At 70.7% G+C, this 19204-nt stretch carries 17 protein-coding genes; 8 read left to right on the top strand and 9 right to left on the bottom strand.

Annotated elements, in window-relative coordinates; all coding sequences use genetic code 11:
* Nucleotides 1-40 precede the first annotated feature (40 nt).
* Nucleotides 41-1027 (top strand): ATP-binding cassette domain-containing protein, encoded by a 987-nt coding sequence (locus tag ACRWK8_RS11720; RefSeq protein ID WP_431870206.1) that lies wholly within the window; start codon nt 41-43, stop codon nt 1025-1027.
* Entirely contained in the window at nt 1024-1875 is an 852-nt protein-coding gene (locus ACRWK8_RS11715; protein ID WP_431870204.1) for an ABC transporter permease, read from the top strand. The genes ACRWK8_RS11720 and ACRWK8_RS11715 overlap by 4 nt, the downstream gene beginning before the upstream one ends.
* Nucleotides 1876-2002: 127 nt before the next feature.
* Here ACRWK8_RS11715 and ACRWK8_RS11710 read toward each other — a convergent pair whose 3' ends face one another.
* Nucleotides 2003-2647: a dihydrofolate reductase family protein gene (locus tag ACRWK8_RS11710; protein WP_378738464.1), complete on the bottom strand. Its 645-nt coding sequence runs from the start codon at nt 2645-2647 to the stop codon at nt 2003-2005.
* A 164-nt stretch (nt 2648-2811) separates the two neighbouring features.
* A complete protein-coding gene (locus tag ACRWK8_RS11705) occupies nt 2812-3999 on the bottom strand; it encodes a DUF418 domain-containing protein (protein ID WP_431870202.1) in 1188 nt (395 codons plus the stop codon).
* A 121-nt stretch (nt 4000-4120) separates the two neighbouring features.
* On the opposite strand from ACRWK8_RS11705, the gene ACRWK8_RS11700 reads away from it, so the two are divergent.
* Together ACRWK8_RS11700 and ACRWK8_RS11695 are read left to right on the top strand one after the other, a co-directional pair.
* Complete coding sequence (locus ACRWK8_RS11700) at nt 4121-5410, top strand: sensor histidine kinase (RefSeq protein ID WP_431870200.1); 1290 nt, start codon at nt 4121-4123, stop codon at nt 5408-5410.
* Nucleotides 5407-6096, top strand: coding sequence for a response regulator (locus tag ACRWK8_RS11695; RefSeq protein ID WP_378738458.1), 690 nt, complete (start codon nt 5407-5409; stop codon nt 6094-6096). The genes ACRWK8_RS11700 and ACRWK8_RS11695 overlap by 4 nt, the downstream gene beginning before the upstream one ends.
* Nucleotides 6097-6126: 30 nt before the next feature.
* Here the strand turns inward: ACRWK8_RS11695 and ACRWK8_RS11690 are convergent, their stop codons facing one another.
* A complete protein-coding gene (locus tag ACRWK8_RS11690) occupies nt 6127-6489 on the bottom strand; it encodes an ArsR/SmtB family transcription factor (RefSeq protein ID WP_378738456.1) in 363 nt (120 codons plus the stop codon).
* Between the two features lie 138 nt (nt 6490-6627).
* Between ACRWK8_RS11690 and ACRWK8_RS11685 the strand changes: the two genes are divergently transcribed.
* Complete coding sequence (locus tag ACRWK8_RS11685; protein ID WP_378738454.1) at nt 6628-7737, top strand: NADH:flavin oxidoreductase/NADH oxidase; 1110 nt, start codon at nt 6628-6630, stop codon at nt 7735-7737.
* A gap of 543 nt (nt 7738-8280) precedes the next feature.
* The gene (locus ACRWK8_RS11680) at nt 8281-9252 is read left to right on the top strand and encodes an AraC family transcriptional regulator (protein ID WP_431870196.1); all 972 of its coding nucleotides are present in this window, start codon (nt 8281-8283) and stop codon (nt 9250-9252) included.
* A 99-nt stretch (nt 9253-9351) separates the two neighbouring features.
* On the opposite strand, the gene ACRWK8_RS11675 is transcribed toward ACRWK8_RS11680, so the two are convergent.
* On the bottom strand, nt 9352-9585 hold the full coding sequence (locus ACRWK8_RS11675) for a DUF397 domain-containing protein (RefSeq protein ID WP_431870194.1): 234 nt from the start codon (nt 9583-9585) through the stop codon (nt 9352-9354).
* 422 nt (nt 9586-10007) lie between these two features.
* Here ACRWK8_RS11675 and ACRWK8_RS11670 point away from each other — a divergent pair, with 422 nt between their 5' ends.
* Complete coding sequence (locus ACRWK8_RS11670; RefSeq protein WP_431870192.1) at nt 10008-11456, top strand: gamma-aminobutyraldehyde dehydrogenase; 1449 nt, start codon at nt 10008-10010, stop codon at nt 11454-11456.
* Nucleotides 11457-11566: 110 nt separating this feature from the next.
* Nucleotides 11567-12988, top strand: a complete 1422-nt coding sequence (locus ACRWK8_RS11665) for an NAD(P)/FAD-dependent oxidoreductase (RefSeq protein WP_431870190.1) — start codon at nt 11567-11569, stop codon at nt 12986-12988.
* 531 nt (nt 12989-13519) lie between these two features.
* Here the strand turns inward: ACRWK8_RS11665 and ACRWK8_RS11660 are convergent.
* The 5 genes from ACRWK8_RS11660 to ACRWK8_RS11640 all read right to left on the bottom strand — a co-directional run bounded on the left by ACRWK8_RS11660 (nt 13520) and on the right by ACRWK8_RS11640 (nt 19168).
* Nucleotides 13520-14578 (bottom strand): DUF6924 domain-containing protein, encoded by a 1059-nt coding sequence (locus ACRWK8_RS11660; protein WP_431870188.1) that lies wholly within the window; start codon nt 14576-14578, stop codon nt 13520-13522.
* Between the two features lie 400 nt (nt 14579-14978).
* The gene (locus tag ACRWK8_RS11655) at nt 14979-15359 is read right to left on the bottom strand and encodes a hypothetical protein (protein WP_431870186.1); all 381 of its coding nucleotides are present in this window, start codon (nt 15357-15359) and stop codon (nt 14979-14981) included.
* A 132-nt stretch (nt 15360-15491) separates the two neighbouring features.
* Complete coding sequence (locus ACRWK8_RS11650) at nt 15492-16463, bottom strand: helix-turn-helix domain-containing protein (protein WP_431870184.1); 972 nt, start codon at nt 16461-16463, stop codon at nt 15492-15494.
* A 244-nt stretch (nt 16464-16707) separates the two neighbouring features.
* On the bottom strand, nt 16708-17028 hold the full coding sequence (locus ACRWK8_RS11645) for a MerR family transcriptional regulator (RefSeq protein WP_378738438.1): 321 nt from the start codon (nt 17026-17028) through the stop codon (nt 16708-16710).
* A gap of 550 nt (nt 17029-17578) precedes the next feature.
* The gene (locus ACRWK8_RS11640; RefSeq protein ID WP_378738436.1) at nt 17579-19168 is read right to left on the bottom strand and encodes a polyamine aminopropyltransferase; all 1590 of its coding nucleotides are present in this window, start codon (nt 19166-19168) and stop codon (nt 17579-17581) included.
* Between the last annotated feature and the right edge of the window lie 36 nt (nt 19169-19204).

Raw genomic sequence — 19204 nt, 5'->3', positions numbered from 1 at the left:
GCACACCCCGTCTCGGCCACATGGGGCCGAGGCGCGGCTCGTGCTGCGCGAAAGCGAGGACACCATGAGCGTCACTGCTCCCCCCTGGGCCATCGAGACCCAGGGCCTGACCCGAGCCTTCGGGACCACCACGGCGGTCGAGGGCCTGGACCTGCGGGTCCGGGCCGGTACCGTCTTCGGGCTGCTCGGCCCCAACGGTGCGGGCAAGACCACCACCGTGCGCATGCTCACCACCCACCTGACACCCACCGGCGGCACCGCGCGGGTGCTCGGCCTGGACGTGGTGGCCCAGGCCCGGCGGGTGCGCACCCTGATCGGCGTCACCGGACAGGAGAGCGGACTGGACGAGGAGGTGGACGGCCGCACCGGCCTGACCCTGCTGGCCCGCCTGAGCGGACACCGCCGGGTGGTGGCCCGTGACCGTGTCGAACGCCTGCTGGAGGTGTTCGACCTGACGGAGGCCGCGGGCCGGGCGGTGCGCACCTACTCCGGCGGTATGCGGCGTCGGCTCGACATCGCCGCGAGCCTGCTCGGCTCGCCCCGGCTGCTGTTCCTGGACGAGCCCACCACCGGACTCGACCCGCGCAGCCGCGACCAGGTCTGGCGCATGGTGCGCTCCCTGGCCGAGCAGGGCACCACGGTGCTGATGACCACCCAGTACCTGGCCGAGGCCGACCAGCTGGCCGACCGGGTCGCGGTCATCGGTCGGGGCCGTGTCCTGGCCGAGGGCACCCCCGCCCGGCTGCGCGCCGACCACGGACGGCCCCGCCTGCGGCTGCGACTGGAGGAGCGCGGCCACCTCGACACGGCCCGACGGGTGCTGGCCGAGCACGCCGTCCACCCCGAGCTCCGCGACGGGGACACCCTCACCGCGACCCTGGCCGGGGAGGATCCGGTCGCCCGCTCCGGCGCCCGGGTCCTGGACGCCCTGGCCCGGGCCGGGGTGCGTGTGGGCTCCTTCGGTGTGCAGCCGCCCGAGCTGGACGAGGTGTTCCTGTCCCTGACGGAGAACGGGGAGGCCGCGTGAACGCCGAGGCGACCGAGTACACACCGAACACCGGGGAGGAACGCATGGACCGCACCGAGGCTCTTGGAGAACTGATGGCGCGTCCGGCGCCCGCACGGCCCACGGCGGTGCGCTCCGTTGCCCTGCTGGGCGGCCGGGCCCTGTCCCACCTGCGGCGGGAACCCGTCCAGCTCATCGACGTGACCATCTTTCCCGTGCTGATGATGGTGATGTTCACCTACCTGCTGGGCGGGGCGATCTCCGGTTCCACCGACACCTACCTGTCGTTCCTACTGCCGGGGATGATGGTGATGAGCGTCGTGCTGTGCACCGCGGCCGGGGGTGTGCGGCTCAACACCGACATCGAGCGGGGGGTGTTCGACCGACTGCGCACGTTGGTGGTCTGGCGCCCGGCCCCTCTGGTGGGATCGCTGGCGGGTGACGTGGTGCGGTACGTGTTGGCGGCGGCGAGCGTGCTGGGCGCCGGTCTGCTGCTGGGGTACCGGCCCCAGGGCGGGGTGGGGGGAACGGTGGCGGCGGTGGCGCTGCTGGTGCTCTTCGCCGTGTGCCTGACGTGGGTCTGGTTGCTGGTGGGGTTGGTGGCGCGTTCCGCGTCGTCGGTGACGGCGGCCAGCACACTGCTGTTCCCGTTGGCGTTCCTGGGCGACGTGTTCGTTCCGGCCCGGACCCTGCCCGACTGGCTGCGGGTGGTGGTCGAGGTCAACCCGGTCGCGCACCTGGCGCGTGCGGTGCGCGACCTCATGGCGGGGACCGGGGTGACCTCCTCGGTGGTGTGGACCCTGGTGTGCGCGCTGGTGCTGGTGGTGGTGTTCGTGCCCTGGACCCTGGCCGTGTACCGGCGGCGGTGAGCCGCCCCGGGACGGAGGGCGGGGCCCGGGAGCGGTGCGCCCGGCTCCGGTCCCCGCCCGGGGCGGTCCGGCGGCCGTGCCGCGTCCGCCCTCACCGGATCGGAGCCGTCGGCGGGGCGGGCGGTCGCTACGGCCGGGTGAAGGTCATGTGCGTGACCCCGCTGGGGCTGGTCACGGACTCGGTCTCGAACCGCCCCTCCAGCCCTTCGAGCCCGTCCCACAGGCGCTCGCCGCGGCCCAGGACGATCGGGACGACGGCGACGTGCAGGTGATCGACGAGGTCCGCGGCGAGGAACTCGCGGACCGTGGTCGGTCCGCCGCCGATGCGCACGTCCAGGTCGCCCGCGGCCTCGCGTGCCTGCCGGAGCGCGTCCCGTGGTGTGGCGTCGATGAAGTGGAAGGTGGTGCCGCCCTCCATCTCCAGCGAGGGGCGGGGGTGGTGGGTCAGAACGAAGACCGGTGTGTGGAAGGGCGGGTTCGGTCCCCACCAGCCCTCCCAGTCGTCGTCCTCCCAGGGGCCGCGCTGGGCCCCGAACTTGTTGCGGCCCATGATCTCCGCTCCGATGCCGACGGCCCAGGTCCCGGCGATGGCGTCGTCGACGCCGGTGCTTCCGCCCGGGTTGCCCTGCATCCGTTGGAAGGTCCTGGTCGGGAAGAACCACTGGTGGAGCCGCGAACCGGCGTGGCCGAACGGGGTGTCGAGACCCTGCCCCTCACCGGTGGCGAACCCGTCGACGGAGACGGAGAAGTTGTGGACCCTCACACGGGACATGGCAGGGACTCCCACCCTCGAAGCGATGTGGCGGTGAACTGCGGTCACTCACCAGTGAGCCTGGACTCCGCGACCACGGAATGCAATCACCGGCGCCACCGGTACCCGAACCGAGGGGTGGAGGCCGGGGCTCCCCCGGCCCTCTGACACGGTTCCGCTCCACGTCACCCGCGCGCCTCCGGACGCCCCTCCTCGACCGCGGACGGCCCGGAGACGGGTCTCCGCTCGGGCACCAGCGCCAGGATCCGCGCCTGGAACGTCTCCATCGGCCCTCGTGGGAACCGCGAGAGCCACAGGCGCGCCCCCACCACCAGCACCAGACTGATCACCGCCCAGGCGGCCACCATCCAGCCCGCGTGCTCGGCCAGGTGACCCATGCCGAGCCCCCATGAGTAGAAGATCAGTGAGGCCAGCAGGTTCTGGAGGAGGTAGCAGCTCAGCGCGGTCCTGCCCACGGCGGTCAGTGAGGCCGTCACGTGCCCGGGGCGCCGTACCCGGTCCATCACCATTCCCACCACCCCCACGTACCCCAGCATCAGCACCATGGCGAAGGCGTTGCGCCCGGCCATGCCGAGGTCCCCGGGGAAGGCGGCGGCCAGCGCGTTGAGGGGCAGGCCCAGCCCCAGGCCCCAGACCGCCATCCGGTACCGGAGGGTGCGGCCGAGCGGGTCGTCCCCGAACGCTCCGGCACGGTACAGGCGCACCCCCAGCAGGAAGAGGAACACCGTCATGGGTAGGGCGATGACGATCTCCGTGCGGGTGAGGAGGAAGCTCGTCGCCCGGTCCAGGACCTGCTCCGAGTAGCTCCCCTCGCGGTACAGCCGGTCCCACTCGATCTGTTCCGGGGTCAGCCGGGGGTCGCGTTCGACGGGGAGGAGCAGGCTCATGGCCGCTGTCACCCCTGCGACGAAGGCGAGGTGCAGGCCCAGGGCCGTCCACATCACCACGGTGCGCGTCCGTTCGGACAGGCCCAGGAGGTAGACGACCACCAGCGCCGTCACCGCGTAGCCCATGAGAACGTCCCAAGCGAAGAGGAGGACGACGTGCAGGGCTCCTTCCACGAGCAGGAGGAGGGCCCGCGAGGGCTGTGTGCCCGGCCAGGACCGGCCGCCCTCCTTCGCGGCCCGGTACTGGATGGCCAGGCCCACGCCGAACAGCAGGGTGAGCATCGCGTAGAACTTGCCGCTGAGGAACAGGGTACGCAGGCCCTCGGCGACGGGTCCGTAGTCAACCGATCCAGGGTGGCCGAAGAGCCAGATGTTCATGCCGAGTGTGCCGAGGATGGCGATCCCGCGCAGAACGTCCAGGAGCGGCAGTCGCCCTGATCCGCGTGGTCTGGTGTTGGTGTCCATGAGCGCATGGTTCCGAGGAGGGGGTCGCCACGGCATCCGCCGAAGGGCATAGGAGCCCGGTCCCTTCCCGTATGCCTTTCGGCGGACGTGGTCCCGCCGCGCCGTGCTCCACCATGGTCGGATGAACGCGGCGAGGGTGGGCGAGGCGGTCGCTCGGTGGCGGTGGCGATGGCTGCCCGCCCCGGTGCGCGACACGATGTTGGCGTTACTGGTGGGACTGCTGGCGGTACGGATACCCCCGGTCGACCCCGACGCCGAGACGGGGTGGGTACCGTGCGCCGTCGTGCTGGTCGCCTGCGCGCCGTTGGTGCTGCGGCGGCGGTTTCCGGTGACCGTCGCGCTGGTCACCGGCGTGCTCGTGTTCCTCGCGTACGCGGCCGTGGGCTACGACGGTTCACTCCTCGCGGCCGTGGTCGCCGTCGGGTCGGCCGCACACCGGCGTCCCGGTACGGTGCCGCTGCTGGCCGTGGCGTCGGTCGTGTGGTGGTTCGCCTACCAGGTGGTCGTCTTCCCCGGAACCAACACGTTGGTCGCATGGTCGGGGGACCCCTCTGATCCCGCCGTGACCGTGGTCGGTGCCGGGCTGGACTTCGTCCTGTGGACACTGCCCGCCTTCGTACCCCTCCTGGCCGGGTACGTGTGGCGGCTGCGGGTCGACCGCGCCGAGGGCCTCCGGCGCGCCGTACGCGACTCCTTCGAGCGTGAACGGCTGCGTGAGCGGGAGCGGCTGGTCCGTGAGGTGCACGACGTCGCCGGACACCACCTGAGCGCGATTCGCCTGCTGGCGGTGGGTGGTCGCCAGGCGCTGGAGGGCCGGGATCCGGAGGCGGTCGCCGTGCTCGGGTCGGTCGCGGAGCTGTCCGGCCGCGCGGTGCGGGAGGTGCGCGAACTGTTGGAGGCGTTGCGCGAGGACAGGCTGACCGGGGCGGTGCCGGGGGCCGGGATCGCCGACCTTCCGTCCCTGACGGCGGTGTTGGAGGGGACGGGGGTGCTGGTGGATCTGGTCATACCGGAGGGAGCCGGGGACGGCCTCTCCGGGAGGGCCGGGGCGGACGTGTACAGGATCGTCCAGGAGTCCCTGGGCAACGTGCTGCGGCACTCGTCGGCACGACGGGTCCGGGTGCGCCTGACGCGGACGGCGGCCGCACTCACGGTCACGGTGGAGGACGACGGAGGGCGCGGGCCGGTGGGCGCCGGGGCTGAGGAGCCCGGAGGGAACGGTCTGGCAGGGATGCGACATCGCGCCGAGGAGCTGGGCGGCGTCCTGGAGGCGGGAGAGCGGCCGGGGCTGGGCTGGCGGGTGCGGGCCGTGATTCCCGTGGAGGGCGCACGCCCGCGGGCGGTGGCTGGAGTCGGGGCGGCGGGGAACGGACGGGACGCGGAGCCGGGGGCGGGGGCGGGGGAGCGATGATCCGCTTGTTGGTCGCGGACGACCAGCCAGCCGCACGCGAGGGGTTGCGGCTGCTGTTCGGCCCGGTCGAGGACGTGGACGTGGTGGGGGCGGCCGCGAACGGTCGGGAGCTGGTGTCGATGGCGCGGCTCCTGGGGCCGGACGTCGTGCTCACCGACATCCGCATGCCCGGAACGGACGGAGTCGCGGCGGCCCGGGAGCTGTCGAAGCTCTCGCCCGCGCCGCCGACGGTCATGCTGACCACCTTCGACACCGACGAGTACCTGTTCGGGGCGCTCCAGGCGGGGGCGGTGGGATTCCTGCTCAAGGAGAGCGACCCGGAGCTCTACGTGGAGGCGGTGCGGGCGGCGGCGTCCGGGCAGGGGGTGATCGATCCCAAGGTGACTCCGCGACTGGTGGACCGGTTCGCCAGGACCTCGCCGCGCACGCCTCCAAGGTTGCTGGAGGACCTGACAACCCGTGAACGGGAGGTGCTGGTGCTGGTGGCCCGGGGGCACAGCAACGCCCGGATCGCGGGGGAGCTGGGGATCACCCTCGGCACGGCCAAGGTTCACGTGGCCCGGATCCTCACCAAGTTGGGGGTGGAGAGCCGGGTGCAGGCGGCTGTCTACGCCTATCGCCACGGCCTGACCACCTGGGCGGACGGTGAGGCCGTGAGTCGCCCGCCCGACACGGGTCACGCCTGAGCCCCGAGCGTCGTCCCGGCGGGTCACCGATCAGACGGTTCGGCCGGGCACCGTCGCGTCCATGCTCCGAGCGAGGAGCACGGCCGACAGCAGGCCGGGGAAACGCTCCTCCAGGTCGTCGGTACGCAGGCGACTCATGCGGGAGGTGCCCTCGTAGTGCTGGCGGATGACGCCGGACTCGCGCAGGACCCGGAAGTGGTGGGTCGAGGTGGACTTGCTCACCGGGAGCTCGAAGGCGATGCAGGCCATGTCGTCGTGGCCCTGGGACAGGTCGTGGACGATGCGGAGCCGGATCGGGTCGGACAGCGCGCTGAGCACGTCCTCCAGGCGGATCTGGTCGGTCCCCGGGTGCTCCAACTGTCGCCCCTGGGCGGCGCGGGCGGCCCTGGCCATGATTCCGACCCCCTTCCGTTCGGCTCGTGTCTCAATGTACGAACACCGTCGTAGTTTGACAAGCGGCGTAGTACGACTTGTACCGTACAAAGGTCGGTCGCCGCCGACACCCGAGAGCGCCTATGCGAAGGAACGCCTGTGAGCACCCTGTTCACCCCGCTGAAGCTGCGAGGACTGGAGATCCCCAACCGCGCGTGGATGTCCCCCATGTGCATGTACTCCGCACGGTCCGAGGGCCCCGAGGCCGGGGTGCCGACCGACTTCCACCTGGCTCACCTGGCCGACCGTGCGGCGGGCGGCCTCGGGCTGGTCATGGTCGAGGCGACCGCCGTGCGCCCGGAGGGGCGGATCAGCCCCTGGGACCTGGGTCTGTGGAACGACCGGCAACAGGAGGCGTTCGCGCGGATCACCGCCGCCGTCCGCGCCCACGGCTCGGTGCCCGCCATCCAGCTCGCACACGCCGGTCGCAAGGCCTCCGTCGACAAGCCCTGGCTCGGCAACCGTCCCGTGGCCCCCGCCGACGGCGGATGGGCCACGGTCGGGCCCAGCGCCGAACCGTTCCACGACCACCCCGCTCCCACGGAGCTCACCGTCGAGGAGATCGGCCAGCTCGTGCGCGACTTCGCCACGGCGGCCGAGCGCTCCCTCGCCGCCGGGTTCGAGGTCGTGGAGGTGCACGGAGCCCACGGCTACCTGCTCAACTCGTTCCTCTCCCCGGCGGCCAACCGCCGCACCGACGTCTACGGGGGCACCCTCGAGAACCGGATGCGGTTCCCGCTGGAGGTCGTCGAGGCCGTGCGGGCGGTCTGGCCCGAACACCTGCCCGTGCTGTTCCGTACCTCCGCGACGGACTGGATCTCCGAGAACACCGAGGACACGCGCGAAGGATGGACCGTCGAGGACACGGTGCGCCTGGCCAAGGAACTCCAGACCCGGGGCGTCGACCTGCTCGACGTGTCCACCGGCGGCATGGTCCACGACGCGCCCATTCCCGCCGCTCCCGACTACCAGGTGCCCTTCGCGGAGCGGGTGCGCCAGGAGACCGGCCTGCCCACCGCGGCGGTCGGTCTGATCCTGGAGCCCGCGCAGGCGGAGGCGATCGTGGCCTCGGGCCGCGCCGACGCCGTGTTCCTGGGGCGCCAGCTCCTGCGCGAGCCCTACTGGGCCCACCGCGCGGCCGAGGAACTGGGCGCCGAGTCCCGCTGGCCCGTCCAGTACGGCTACGCCGTCGCCCGCCGCTCGAAGTAGGACCGACCAGGGCTCGGTCCAGGAGAGTCGAAGAGGGAACCTTCGCGGGGGCGAGGGTTCCCTCTCTCGTTGTCTGGCTCGGGCGAGACGCGGGAGCGCCCCAGCTCCGACGGGAGAGGGAGGGGGTTGGGGGCGGCGACGATGGGGAGGGGCCTCGAGCCCCGGTGTGCCGAGTCCACTCTGAGTCAAGCGCTGTTCATTCCACGTCATTGATCTCGCCAGGGCCTTCTTGTCAGAATCAGGGAACTCCTGATCCCGACTCATTTCGGATGAGACGAAGGTCAGTCGGCATTTCCGAAGGACGGGAAGGACCGCCTTGTTCGCGAAAAGGAAGGACCTGAGGCAGGAGTTCGATCCCTCTCCGCGTTCCGGGGAGAACGCCTGAAGAGCGGGTGCTCTCCCCGGCGCGGAGAGGCTGGCGGGCGGCGGATCGACCGTGGATCGGTGACCAACCTCGAAACCGTGGCAGTCGAACAGCACTGGTGACCATGGTCGGCCCGGCCTAGAATAGGCCGGGCGCGGGCGCGGGTCGAAGGGGCGATGATGATCGAGAGCAGATTCGATACCACCGACGTCACCCCGGAAGATCGCTTCGACTGCTGGCGGGAAGCGATCGAGAAGACACACGCGCCCATCTCCATCACCAGCGACCACACCGAGGATTTCCTGGGTCGGCAGCATCTGATGATGCTGGATGGAATCCTCGTGTGGCCCACGGTCTTTCAGCCCGTCGTCTTCGAGCGCTCCGCCAAGCAGATCCGCGCCTCCGATCCGGAGTGCTACCACCTCAGTCTGGTGCGAAGCGGCCGACTCGAAGTGGACTCACAGGGGAAGGCGAGTGATGTCCGAAGGCAGGAGATCAGCGTCGTGGACACCTCCCGGCCCTTCCGGATCCGGTCGGCCTGGGGCCTCTCCAAACAGGTGGGTATCGGCATCGAGATACCCAAAGCGGCGCTCGACCTTCCCGTCGATGAAATGGACGAGCTCATCGGAAGGAAGATGACCGCGCGGAAGGGGTACGGTGCACTCCTTCTCGGGTTCGTCTCGCAGCTCTCCAAAGACGCGTCCTGCTACGGTCCCCACGATGGCCAGCGCCTCGCTGCCGTTACACGTGATCTCATCTCCGGCCTCTTCTCCCAGTCGCTTGAGGCGGATGATGGGCTGTCCCACGAAACTCGTGAGAACCTTCTCGCGCTTCGTGTCGAGGAATTCATCAGATCCCGACTGGGTGACGCACGGCTGACTCCACAGGTGGTGGCCCAGGCCAACAGCATCTCGACGTCGTACCTGCATCGCATCTTCCGCGCCAGAGGTGTGACGGTCAACGCCTGGATTCGCGAGCAGCGATTGGCGGGGGCGCGCCGTGACCTGATGAATCCGGACCTGGGTTCCGTGCTGATCTACCGGGTCTCCCAGAAATGGGGGTTCTCCAGCCCCGCGGTGTTCAGCCGCGCGTACCGAGACTTCTACGGCGTCTCCCCTCGCGAGACGAAGGAGGGGGTCGGAGCTCTCTGAGCAATTCCAGAGCCGGAGACCTGGTCGTGCGACGAGGCCTTTCCGAGAACGGGGAGGGAACCTTCGCGGGGGCGGAGGTTCCCCTTCCGAGCCCTCGGGTCAGGCGAGGCGGAGGAACGCGGCCCATTCGGCGGAGGAGAAGGCCAGGGTGCTGAGCGCCCTGTTCCGGGTGTCACGCACGGCGGCGCCGCTGGGCGGGTCCGCGAGCTCGGCGCGGTGGTCACCGGAAACGCCGTGCGTGGCCCTCCGGAAGTGCGCGACCTCGACACACTCCCGCGCGGTGTTGCTGTAGGAGGACTTGCGGAAGGTGAGTGGTGGGGCCTGGGGGTGCATGGCGGGAGCCTTCCGTGGGGAGAGGGGATCACTACCTGACTCATGCGCCGTCCCGCCCACGGTTACACCCCGGGTTCGGCGGAAAACGTCCCGTGCTCGTGACCAGGTGTGGCCACCGGGGAACCCGACCGCGCTCCAGTCAGACCCCCTCTGACCGGCCGGGGGTGAGAGGTCCGGCGTCGCGGCCTTGAGCCTCCTGCTGGGATCCCGGACCGGCGGCGCCACCGGGGGTCTCCGGTTCTCGTGCCCCCGTCAACAGAAACAGTCGGATCATCCCGGCTCTGTCAGGTATTCCGTCGAGTCGCTCACACTCGACAACCGAATCCATGGAGATTCCTTGAAGTCGCCTCGCGGGGGTGGCAGTGTGGCGTGCCAGTCCACACGCAGCCGCGCATCCGCGGCGCCGAACCCGGGGAGTCAGCGTGACCCGAGGGCCCGCAACCGACCACCTGCGCAACTTCGTGAACGGCGCACACGCCGACACCGCCGAGGGCCGCCGCAGCGAACTCGTCGACCCCGCCACGGGACGGGTCTTCGCCACCGCGCCGGTCTCCGGGCCCGAGGACGTGGACGCCGCCTTCCGGGCCGCGCACCGTGCCTTCGAGGACGGCTGGCGTGACTGGACCCCGGCCGAACGGCAGATCGCGCTCAACCGGTTCGCGGACGCCGTCGAGGCCCGCGCCGACGACCTCGTCGCCGCCGAGGTCCGCAACTGCGGCAAGCCCGTGGCTCTCACCCGCACCGAGGAGATCGGGCAGGTCCTGGACGCCCTGCGGTTCTTCGCCGGGGCCACCCGCAACCTGGAGGGCCGCGCCGCGGGCGAGTACCTGCGCGACCACACCTCCTGGATCCGCCGCGAACCCCTCGGCGTGGTCGGCCAGATCACCCCGTGGAACTACCCGATGGCCATGGCGGCCTGGAAGATCGGCCCGGCCCTGGCGGCCGGGAACACGATCGTGCTCAAACCCTCGGACACCACCCCGGTCTCCACGCTCCTGCTCGCGGAGATCGCCGCCGAGTTCCTGCCCGCCGGGGTGTTCAACGTGGTCTGCGGTGACCGCGACACCGGGCGCGCCCTCGTGGACCACCCGATCCCCGCGCTGATCTCCCTCACCGGCTCCACCCGGGCCGGGATGGAGGTCGCCCGGGCCGGTTCGCGCGACCTCAAACGCCTCCACCTCGAACTCGGCGGCAAGGCCCCGGTGATCGTCTTCGACGACGCCGACGTCGAACGCGCCGCCGAAGGCATCGCGGAGGCCGGGTTCTTCAACGCGGGCCAGGACTGCACCGCCGCCACGCGTGTCCTGGCGGCCCCCGGCATCCACGACGACCTCGCCGCCGCCCTCACCGAGCAGGCGCGCGGCACCGTCACCGCCGGACCCGACCACGCGGACGCCGCCTACGGCCCGCTCAACAACGCCGACCAGCTGGCCCGGGTCACCGGTTTCCTGGAGCGCACCCCCGACCACGCCGAGATCCTCACCGGCGGCTCACGGGTGGGCGAACAGGGGTTCTTCCACGCACCCACGGTCGTCTCCGGGCTGCGCCAGGGCGACGAACTGGTCACCGACGAGATCTTCGGCCCCGTGCTCACGGTCCAGCGTTTCACTGACGAGGACACCGCCGTGAGCTGGGCCAACGCCGTGGAGTACGGTCTGGCTTCCAGCGTGTGGACCCGCGACCACGCCCGCGCGCTGCGGGTCTCGCGCCGCCTCGACTTCGGCTGCGTGTGGATCAACACCCACATCCCCATCATCGCGGAGATGCCGCACGGCGGGTTCAAGCACTCCGGTTACGGCAAGGACCTCTCCACGTACTCGTTCGAGGAGTACACCCGGGTCAAGCACGTCATGAGCTACATCGGTCCCTGACGCGCCCCGCCCCACTGTCGCGCCACCGAGCGAACCCGCGGGGACCCCCCATGCTGGAGGGACCGGCCGCCGATCCCCGGGACCGGACGAACGACGAGAGAGTGAGAGCCTTGGCCGACACCACGCGCGACGCGGCGGCACGGGCCCTGGAGGGCGCTCGCCCCCGGGTCTTCTGGCTGGACCCGGAGGTTCCCGGGCACGAGGTTCCCGAACCCGCCCCGACGCTGGTCGGGGACGTGCACACCGATCTGGCCGTGGTCGGCGCCGGGTACGGAGGACTGTGGGCGGCGCTGGTCGCCAAGGAGCGCGACCCCGACCGCGACGTGGTCGTGGTGGAGGCCCGCTCCACCGGCTGGGCCGCGTCGGGGCGCAACGGCGGGTTCTGCGCCGCCAGCCTGACCCACGGGTACGAGAACGGTGCCGAGCGCTGGCCCGAGGAGATCGACGAACTCGAACGCCAGGGCAGGGCCAACCTCGACGCCATCGAGGAGACCGTCCGGCGGTACGGCATCGACTGCGAGTTCGAGCGCACGGGGGAGACCCTCGTGGCCACCGCGCCCTGGCAGGCCGAGGGGTTCGAGGAGGCCGCCGAGACGGTGCGGGCCCACGGGGGCACCGCGCACGTGTGGGACGCTGAGGAGACGCGGCGGCACATCGACTCTCCCACCTACGCGGGGGCGCTCCACGATCCGGATGGAGTGGCGATGCTGCACCCCGCCAAGCTCGCGTGGGGGCTACGCGCCGCCTGCGAGGGGCTGGGGGTGCGGTTCTTCGAGAACAGCCCGGTGCGCGCCATCGGCTCCGTTCCCGCGGGGCTGCGCCTGGAGACCCGGACCGGAAGCGTGCACGCGCCCAAGGTGGCCTGGTGCGGCGGGGCGTTCCCCGGTCCGCTGCGTCGACTCCGGCACTACCTCGCGCCGGTCTACGACTACGCGCTCATGACCGAGCCCCTCACCGGCGAGCAGCGGGCGGCGATCGGGTGGGAGGGGCGCCAGGGGGTCTCCGATTCCGCGAACCTCTTCCACTACTACCGGCTCACCGCGGACGACCGCGTCCTCTGGGGCGGCTACGACGTGGTCAACCACTCCGGGAGGGTGCGGCCCGAGTACGACCAGAGGCCGGAGACCTTCCAGAAGCTGGCCGAACACTTCCTGGAGACCTTCCCGCAGTTGCGCGGCATCCGGTTCGGGCACACGTGGGGCGGGGTGATCGACACGTGCAGCCGCTTCTCGGTGTTCTTCGGTGAGGCCTACGGCGGGCGGCTCGCCTACGCCGCCGGGTACACGGGCCTGGGTGTGGGCGCCACCCGGTTCGGCGCGCAGGTGGTGCTGGACCGGCTCGACGGGCTGGACACCGAGCGCACACGGCTGCGGATGGTCCGGGAGAAGCCGCTCCCGTTCCCGCCCGAGCCGGTCCGCTCGCTGGGCATCGAACTCACGCTGCGGGCGACGGCCGCCGCCGACCGCGACGGGGGACGGCGCAACCTGTGGCTGCGCGGCCTGGACTCCGTGGGCATGGGCTTCGACAGCTGACCGGGAAACCGGGCGACGGACGGTGACCGGTGGTGATCCGGGCACGCGCGTACACCGAGCCGGATACCGGGCCTTTCCGGCAAGGATCGGTAAGTTCGCGCCAAGGGTTGCCATGTGGGGCGATGCGGACGGCGTGGCGTGTGTGCCGCCCGCGTCGCCCGGGCGAGGATGGGCATCGGGCCGCAGGGGGTCGGCGCTGGTGGCCGGATCCCTCGCGCGGCCCTCCCACCTCCTCGGGACTCACCGCGTGGCCGCCCACTGGCCCAAGGTTCCAGGTCGCGCGGTGTCAGACGTGAACGGCGCCCGTACCCCCGGTACGGGCGCCGTTCACGTGCGGTCGTGGGGGAGCCACCCGGGCCGGAGCGGTCGCGAGTCGCCGTCGTCCGCTTCGTGGAGGCGGCCAGGCGGTGTCCGGTCACCGGCTCACCTGTGAGGTCCGACCCTCGGAGCTGGCGGTATCGGAGGCTCCCCGCACCGAGCGCACACGACCGGAAGGGTCGCCGGATCCCGCGACAGGTGTTGCCAGCCCGGTCACCAGCCCCGCCAGGACTTCCTCTCCTTCTCCGTCATGGCCGCCGGCCCGTCCTGCGAGCCCTGATTCATCCAGTCCGAGATGTCGTTGTTGCCGACGAAGAGGTTGGCCGCCATGCTCCGCACCTTGTCCACGGACAGACGGAAGGACCAGCCGACGTTGTCCGCCAAGGGCACGACCAGGACGGTGGGGTCGGATCCGCTCATGGAGGCTCGGTCGGCGATCACCACCACCTCCTCGCCCGTCTCCTCTTCTTCGTCCTCGTTGGATCGGACGATTGCCATCACCTGTTCCGGTGTGGCCCCCGCGAAGGCCGGGTCGTCCACGACCTGCACGTAGGGGCTGTAGTCCTCGGAGGTCTCGATCCGGGGGTCGAGACGGTCCGCGTCCTCCGCGAGCGCGGCCCAGGCGCGGTCGTCGCCGAAGTCGGTGCGCACGAGCAGCCCCCAGTTGTTCTGGGTGATCACGGGCAGGGGCGCGGCGGGGGGCTGGTAGAGGGGCGGAGAGTCAGCGGTCTCCAGGACATCGCCCATCACGTCGGCGCCGTCCAACCAGTCCTCGTAGGAGTCACCGGGATCGAGTTCGACCTCGGCGGAGCCGCCGTCCTTGTGGTGATCCAGGGTGTCCTCGATGCTGGGGCGGTGCACGACCAGGTAGGTCATGGCCGCCTGGCGGGGCGTGACACGGAAACGGAAGAGGTCGTCATCGCTGGGAAGGAAGGCCGTGAGCGGGCGCAACTCGGGATCGCGGGTGGTGCCGGCGTCGGCGATCAGGACCAGGTCGGGACGCCAGGCGCTCTCGCCGTCCAGGGTCTGGGACACCTCCTCGGGAACGACGCCCCGCCAGTCGGGGCCCTGGGCCACGAGCAGGCGCCGGGGGATGGGCCCCTGCGCCCGGGGAAGGGGCTGCCCGGGGGCGGGGGCGACCATGCCGGGCAGTTCGCCCATACGGACGAGCACGTCGTTCCATGCGGGGTCGTCGCAGTCGCCACGGACCAGCAGGGCGCCGGGCACGTGCTCGATCTCGTCCTCGGGCGGTGGGGGCAGGGTGGGGCACATCAGGGGGTCTCTTCACGGTCGTGTCGTGTGGGTCGCTCCCTTGTACCAGGCCGGCCGGACAAAAACCGACACACCTCGGTCCCGGCTCGCTCGCCCCATGCCTCACGGCGAGCGTCACCGCGGGAGTCGGAGGCAGGAAGGAACCCCCGCGACCCGTGGCCGCGGGGGTTCGTGAGTCGGGGCCGTATCGACGGGAGCCGCCCCAGCGGCCGTGTTTCGACGATGCCCACCGGTTCCCGGCCGGGTGGAGTGGGGTCCGTCCTCCCCAGGTGTGAACCCGGCCGGGTGGTGTGGGCCGTCGCTCCACGGATCGCTTGGGCGTCGCCCGTCGATCAGCCGTGGCGAGAGAATTCGGTCACGGCATCACCGCTGGAACCCGTCGCTCGGTGCCAGGGCGCACTCAGCAGGATTCCTGGTAGATGCCCCGGCCCTTGAAGTAGGCGGTCCCCCCGTAGTTGAAGCTCTTGGTCGAGTTGCCAGCGATCTTGAACATGGGGTCGGCCCGGAACGGGACGTCCACACGGAAGCACCTGGCGCTGGAGTAGGTGTTGCGGACCGTGACGTACCGACTGATCCCCTCGTTGTACCAGTTGGTCGCGGTCAACGAGGCCGCAGCTTCCACCTGCTGCGGGGCGACACTGGACGCCTGGGCGGGCGCCGGGGTCGAGGCGCCCGCGGCGGGCGCTCCCATGAGGGTCAGGGGGATGGCCAGTGCGGCGGCGAGCACGCCGATCTTCGAGAGACCAGCGGTGAGGGCACGGGGGGAGGTGTGTCGGCGCATGAGCGGCCTTCCGGTCGGGGAACATCGGTCATCGCTGACGCTAGGCACCTCGCGGGACCGTGTCGACGAAGGTCAAGAAACCGTGCGCACCAGGTCAAGGAATCCACCGGCGTCCCGGCCCGGTGCACGGTCTCACCCGCTGGTGCGTCCGGGACGCACGTCCCTGGGGGAGACGCCGTAGACGTCGCGGAAGGTCCGGCTGAACACCGCGGCGCTGGAGAACCCCCACTTGCGCGCGATCAGGTAGACGGGAACGTGCGCCAGGGTCTCGTCTCCCAGGTCGTGGCGGGCCCGGGCCAGTCGCCGCTCGCGTATCCACGCGGTGACGGTGTCGCCCTGCTCCTGGAAGATCCGGTGCAGGTACCGGACCGAGACGTGGTGGGCGGAGGCCACCGCGAAGGGGGTCAGATCCGGATCGCCCAGCCGCTGGTCGATGAAGCGCTTGATTCTGAGGAGGAGAGTCTGTCTCCGCGTCTCCGGCGGCAGCAGGTCCTCGGCTTCCAGCGACTGGGCGAACATCCCGGAGAGCAGGTCGCACAGGACCGTGGAGAGGCGGTCGACATCGCTGGGACCGTGGAGAGTCGGGTCGTTCGCCAGCGTGCTGAGAAAGCTCTTCGTCAGCGCCCCGTAGCCGGAGGAGGCGGAGAACTTCGCTCCGGCGATCCGGCCCAACAGCTTCGAGGGGAGCGGCAGCCGTGCCCTGGGGACCTCCAAGCCGATCCCGTGCTGCTCCACGTGTCCACCGCACGCGCGGATGGAGAAGGGGGTGGACGAGTCGATGACACTGATCTCGTTCGCTCCGACGTCGATCGACGTGCGGCCGAAACCGCCGTCCAGCCGACCGCGGAAGATCAGGGTCAGGTGGAGGTTCTCCGGGTCCGAGCCCCGGATGAGGGGTCGTGTCCTGGTGAAGACCACGGGTCGGAAGACGCTGGGCCAGAGCAGGACCCCGTTCAGGTCCAGGAGCCTCTGGTGGGCCTGGAAGGTGTCGGGCTCGTCGCTGCTGAGCACCAGGGGGGCGTGCGTCCTCGCCACGCACTCCTGCCAGTACCCGAGTCGCTCCGCCGGGGGGATGTCCCGTGTGTGGAACTCGGCTTGGATCACCTGGGGCTCCTTGTGGGGGATGACGTCGGGGCTCGTTCTGCCCCGTCCTGCCGTGGCCGCGCCGGTACCGGTGTCCCTCCGCTCCCGTCCAGGGCGGAGGCCGGGGCCACCCCTCGATTCTGTCGTCGTCCCGCTCGTCCCCCGTCACCGGGTGCGGCGCGGGCTCGGGGATCCCGAGGAACGGGAAGGACCCCGGTCCCTGTCGGACGGGGGTCCGCTACGAAGCCGACGGGTACGGCCGCGTTCAGCTGGGCGGGTCGGCGGCGCGCAGCTCCTCGTTGATGCGCAGGGCCTCCTCCAGTTGGTCCTCCAGGATGATGATGCGGCAGGCGGACTCGATCGGCGTGCCCTCGTCGACAAGTTCGCGAGCGCGTGCGGCGAGCTTGAGCTGGTACCTGGAGTAGCGGCGGTGGCCGCCCTCGGAACGCAGCGGCTCGATCAGCCTGGCCTGACCGAGGGCGCGCAGGAAGGACGGCGTGGCGCCGACCATCTCCGCCGCGGCGCCCACCGTGTAGGCGGGGTAGTCGTCATCGTCGAACCGGTGACCGGTCTCGGGACGGGGCAAGTGGGTGTCCTTCTTCTCCTGTACGCACGTCGAGGGCCCCAGCGCCGTACGGCGCTGGGGCCCGAGAGTTCAATACCACCTACCGGACGCTGCCGGTCTTCCGCTTCCCGAGGTCGAGCTGAATCGGGATCGCGGGGATCGCTGTTGTGTGACCGTGGACCACCTTCTTCCGAATCGGGGCCTGCGGTACCCGAGCGGAACCTCTCCCGGCTCGGGCGATCCTGATGGCACCTACTCCTCTCGTTCTCACTTCGTGCACTGCTTTCGACTGCGTCCTACCGGCTCCCGACGCCGCACAACCGTGCGCCGGTCGAGCCCTACAGCGTTCCTCCTACCGGCCCCCGACGCCTTGAAGCACGTGCGCGCCGTCGAGCCGACCTGCTCTCCACCTGAGTATCCGGTGGTCCAGCCGTGTTTCTCAGTGGCTGTGGCAGAAAAACTAGCAGCGAGCAGAACGCATGTCTACCTTCACCGCTACAGATTTTCGGTTCTTGTGGAGGGAGTTTCGTCGGAGGGTTCAAGGGAAGGAAAAGGGGGTTGCCCGCGACGGTCAGTAGCCGCGCCAGGCCTGCCGGTCCTGGTGGTAACCGATGATCCTCGGATGCATCATCGTCGAGGACTCCACCTCGGCCTCCCTGCGGTCGATGGGGAAGACCAGCGCCGCGCTCAGCAGGTCCTCGTCCAGGAAGCGCAGCTCGGGGGGGTCCTCCGGCAGGCCCAGCTCGGGGGCGCCGCCCGACTCGGCGTCGGACACCCCCAGGTAGAAGCCCCAGTTCCCGAAGGTCGGCACGTCCACGTTGTACGGAGTGACCGCGAGCCCGGCCTCCTCCAGCGAGTGCCCCACGCTCCAGTAGGCGTCCGGCGCGAAGAACGGTGAACCGGCCTGCACGACCACGCGGCCCTCCGGGTCCAGGGCCTGCTCCAACAGCGCGTAGAACTCGATCGTGTACAGCTTCGAGGTGCCCACGTCCGTGCCGTCCGGCAGGTCAGCGATCACCACGTCGAAGTGGTCCCGGTTGTCGCGCAGCCACTGGAAGGCGTCCGCGTTGACCACCCTCACGCGCGGATCCTGGAAGGAGTCGTCGTTGAGGTCACGGATCACGGGCTCCGTCGAGGCCAGCTCGATCACGGCCGGGTCCAGGTCCACCAGGGTCACCGACTCGACGTCGTCGTAGCGCAGGAGCTCCCGGATGGCCAGGCCGTCGCCGCCGCCGAGGACCAGCACGTCCTCGCGGGGCCCGTCCATCGCCGGGTGGATCAACGACTCGTGGTACCGGTACTCGTCCAGCGTGGAGAACTGGAGGTCGCCGTTGAGGAACATGCGCACGTCTCGGCCGTCCAGGGACTGGGTGAGCACGATCTCCTGGTACTCGCTGCGCTCCGCGTGCGCGATCGGGTCGCGGTACATGGCCTGGCGGGCGTCCACCTCGAAGTTCTCCGCGAAGTAGTAGGCCAGACCCAGGACCGCCACGATGAACGTCAGCCCGACGGTCAGCCCCACGTAGGCGAGCCGGGTCAGGTCCGTACGGAAGAGCCACAGCACCACGGCCACGCCGATCACCGCGTTCAGCACACCCACCATCAGGGCGCCCTTCGGTAGCCCCAGCAGCGGGAGCAGCAGGAAGGGGAAGGCCAGACCACCGATCAGACCGCCCACGTAGTCGGCGGCGAACAGGTCGGCCACCGCCTCGGAGGCCTCCTGCTTGCGGATGCGCTGGATCAGCGTCATCAGCAGCGGGATCTCGATACCGATCAGCGTGCCGATCACGAACGCCAGGAGCACCAGGGTGGGCTGGTAGGCGGAGGCCGACAGCCAGGCGAAGGACCCGTACAGCAACAGGACCGACAGGCCGCCGACCAGGGACAGCAGCCCCTCCACCACGGCGAACGACAGCGCCGGACGGGACTGGTACCGCTTGGAGAGCAGGGAACCCACACCCATGGCGAACACCATCACGGACAGGACCACGGAGGCCTGGGTGATGGTGTCACCGAGCAGGTAACTGCCGATGGCGACGAGGGCCAGCTCGTACACCAGGCCGCAGGCGGCGCAGATGAACACCGCCAGCAGAACGAAGAACCGGGCCGCGCGCGGCGGCACCGGGAGTCGGGGCCGTGCTTGGGCCGTGGTCTCGCTCAAGGTACTGCTTTCTCAGGAAGGGACACGAGGGCGGGC

The organism is Nocardiopsis eucommiae (genome assembly GCF_965344335.1).
In the GTDB taxonomy this organism is placed as follows: domain Bacteria; phylum Actinomycetota; class Actinomycetes; order Streptosporangiales; family Streptosporangiaceae; genus Nocardiopsis; species Nocardiopsis eucommiae.
This window is presented reverse-complemented; position numbering and strand designations above follow the sequence as displayed.

Coding starts and splice junctions, on each gene's coding strand:
- ACRWK8_RS11710 (WP_378738464.1), bottom strand. CDS start 2,647: ATGTCCCGTGTGAGGGTCCACAACTTCTCCGTCTCCGTCGACGGGTTC.
- ACRWK8_RS11705 (WP_431870202.1), bottom strand. CDS start 3,999: ATGGACACCAACACCAGACCACGCGGATCAGGGCGACTGCCGCTCCTG.
- ACRWK8_RS11700 (WP_431870200.1), top strand. CDS start 4,121: ATGAACGCGGCGAGGGTGGGCGAGGCGGTCGCTCGGTGGCGGTGGCGA.
- ACRWK8_RS11695 (WP_378738458.1), top strand. CDS start 5,407: ATGATCCGCTTGTTGGTCGCGGACGACCAGCCAGCCGCACGCGAGGGG.
- ACRWK8_RS11690 (WP_378738456.1), bottom strand. CDS start 6,489: ATGGCCAGGGCCGCCCGCGCCGCCCAGGGGCGACAGTTGGAGCACCCG.
- ACRWK8_RS11680 (WP_431870196.1), top strand. CDS start 8,281: ATGATCGAGAGCAGATTCGATACCACCGACGTCACCCCGGAAGATCGC.
- ACRWK8_RS11675 (WP_431870194.1), bottom strand. CDS start 9,585: ATGCACCCCCAGGCCCCACCACTCACCTTCCGCAAGTCCTCCTACAGC.
- ACRWK8_RS11660 (WP_431870188.1), bottom strand. CDS start 14,578: ATGTGCCCCACCCTGCCCCCACCGCCCGAGGACGAGATCGAGCACGTG.
- ACRWK8_RS11655 (WP_431870186.1), bottom strand. CDS start 15,359: ATGCGCCGACACACCTCCCCCCGTGCCCTCACCGCTGGTCTCTCGAAG.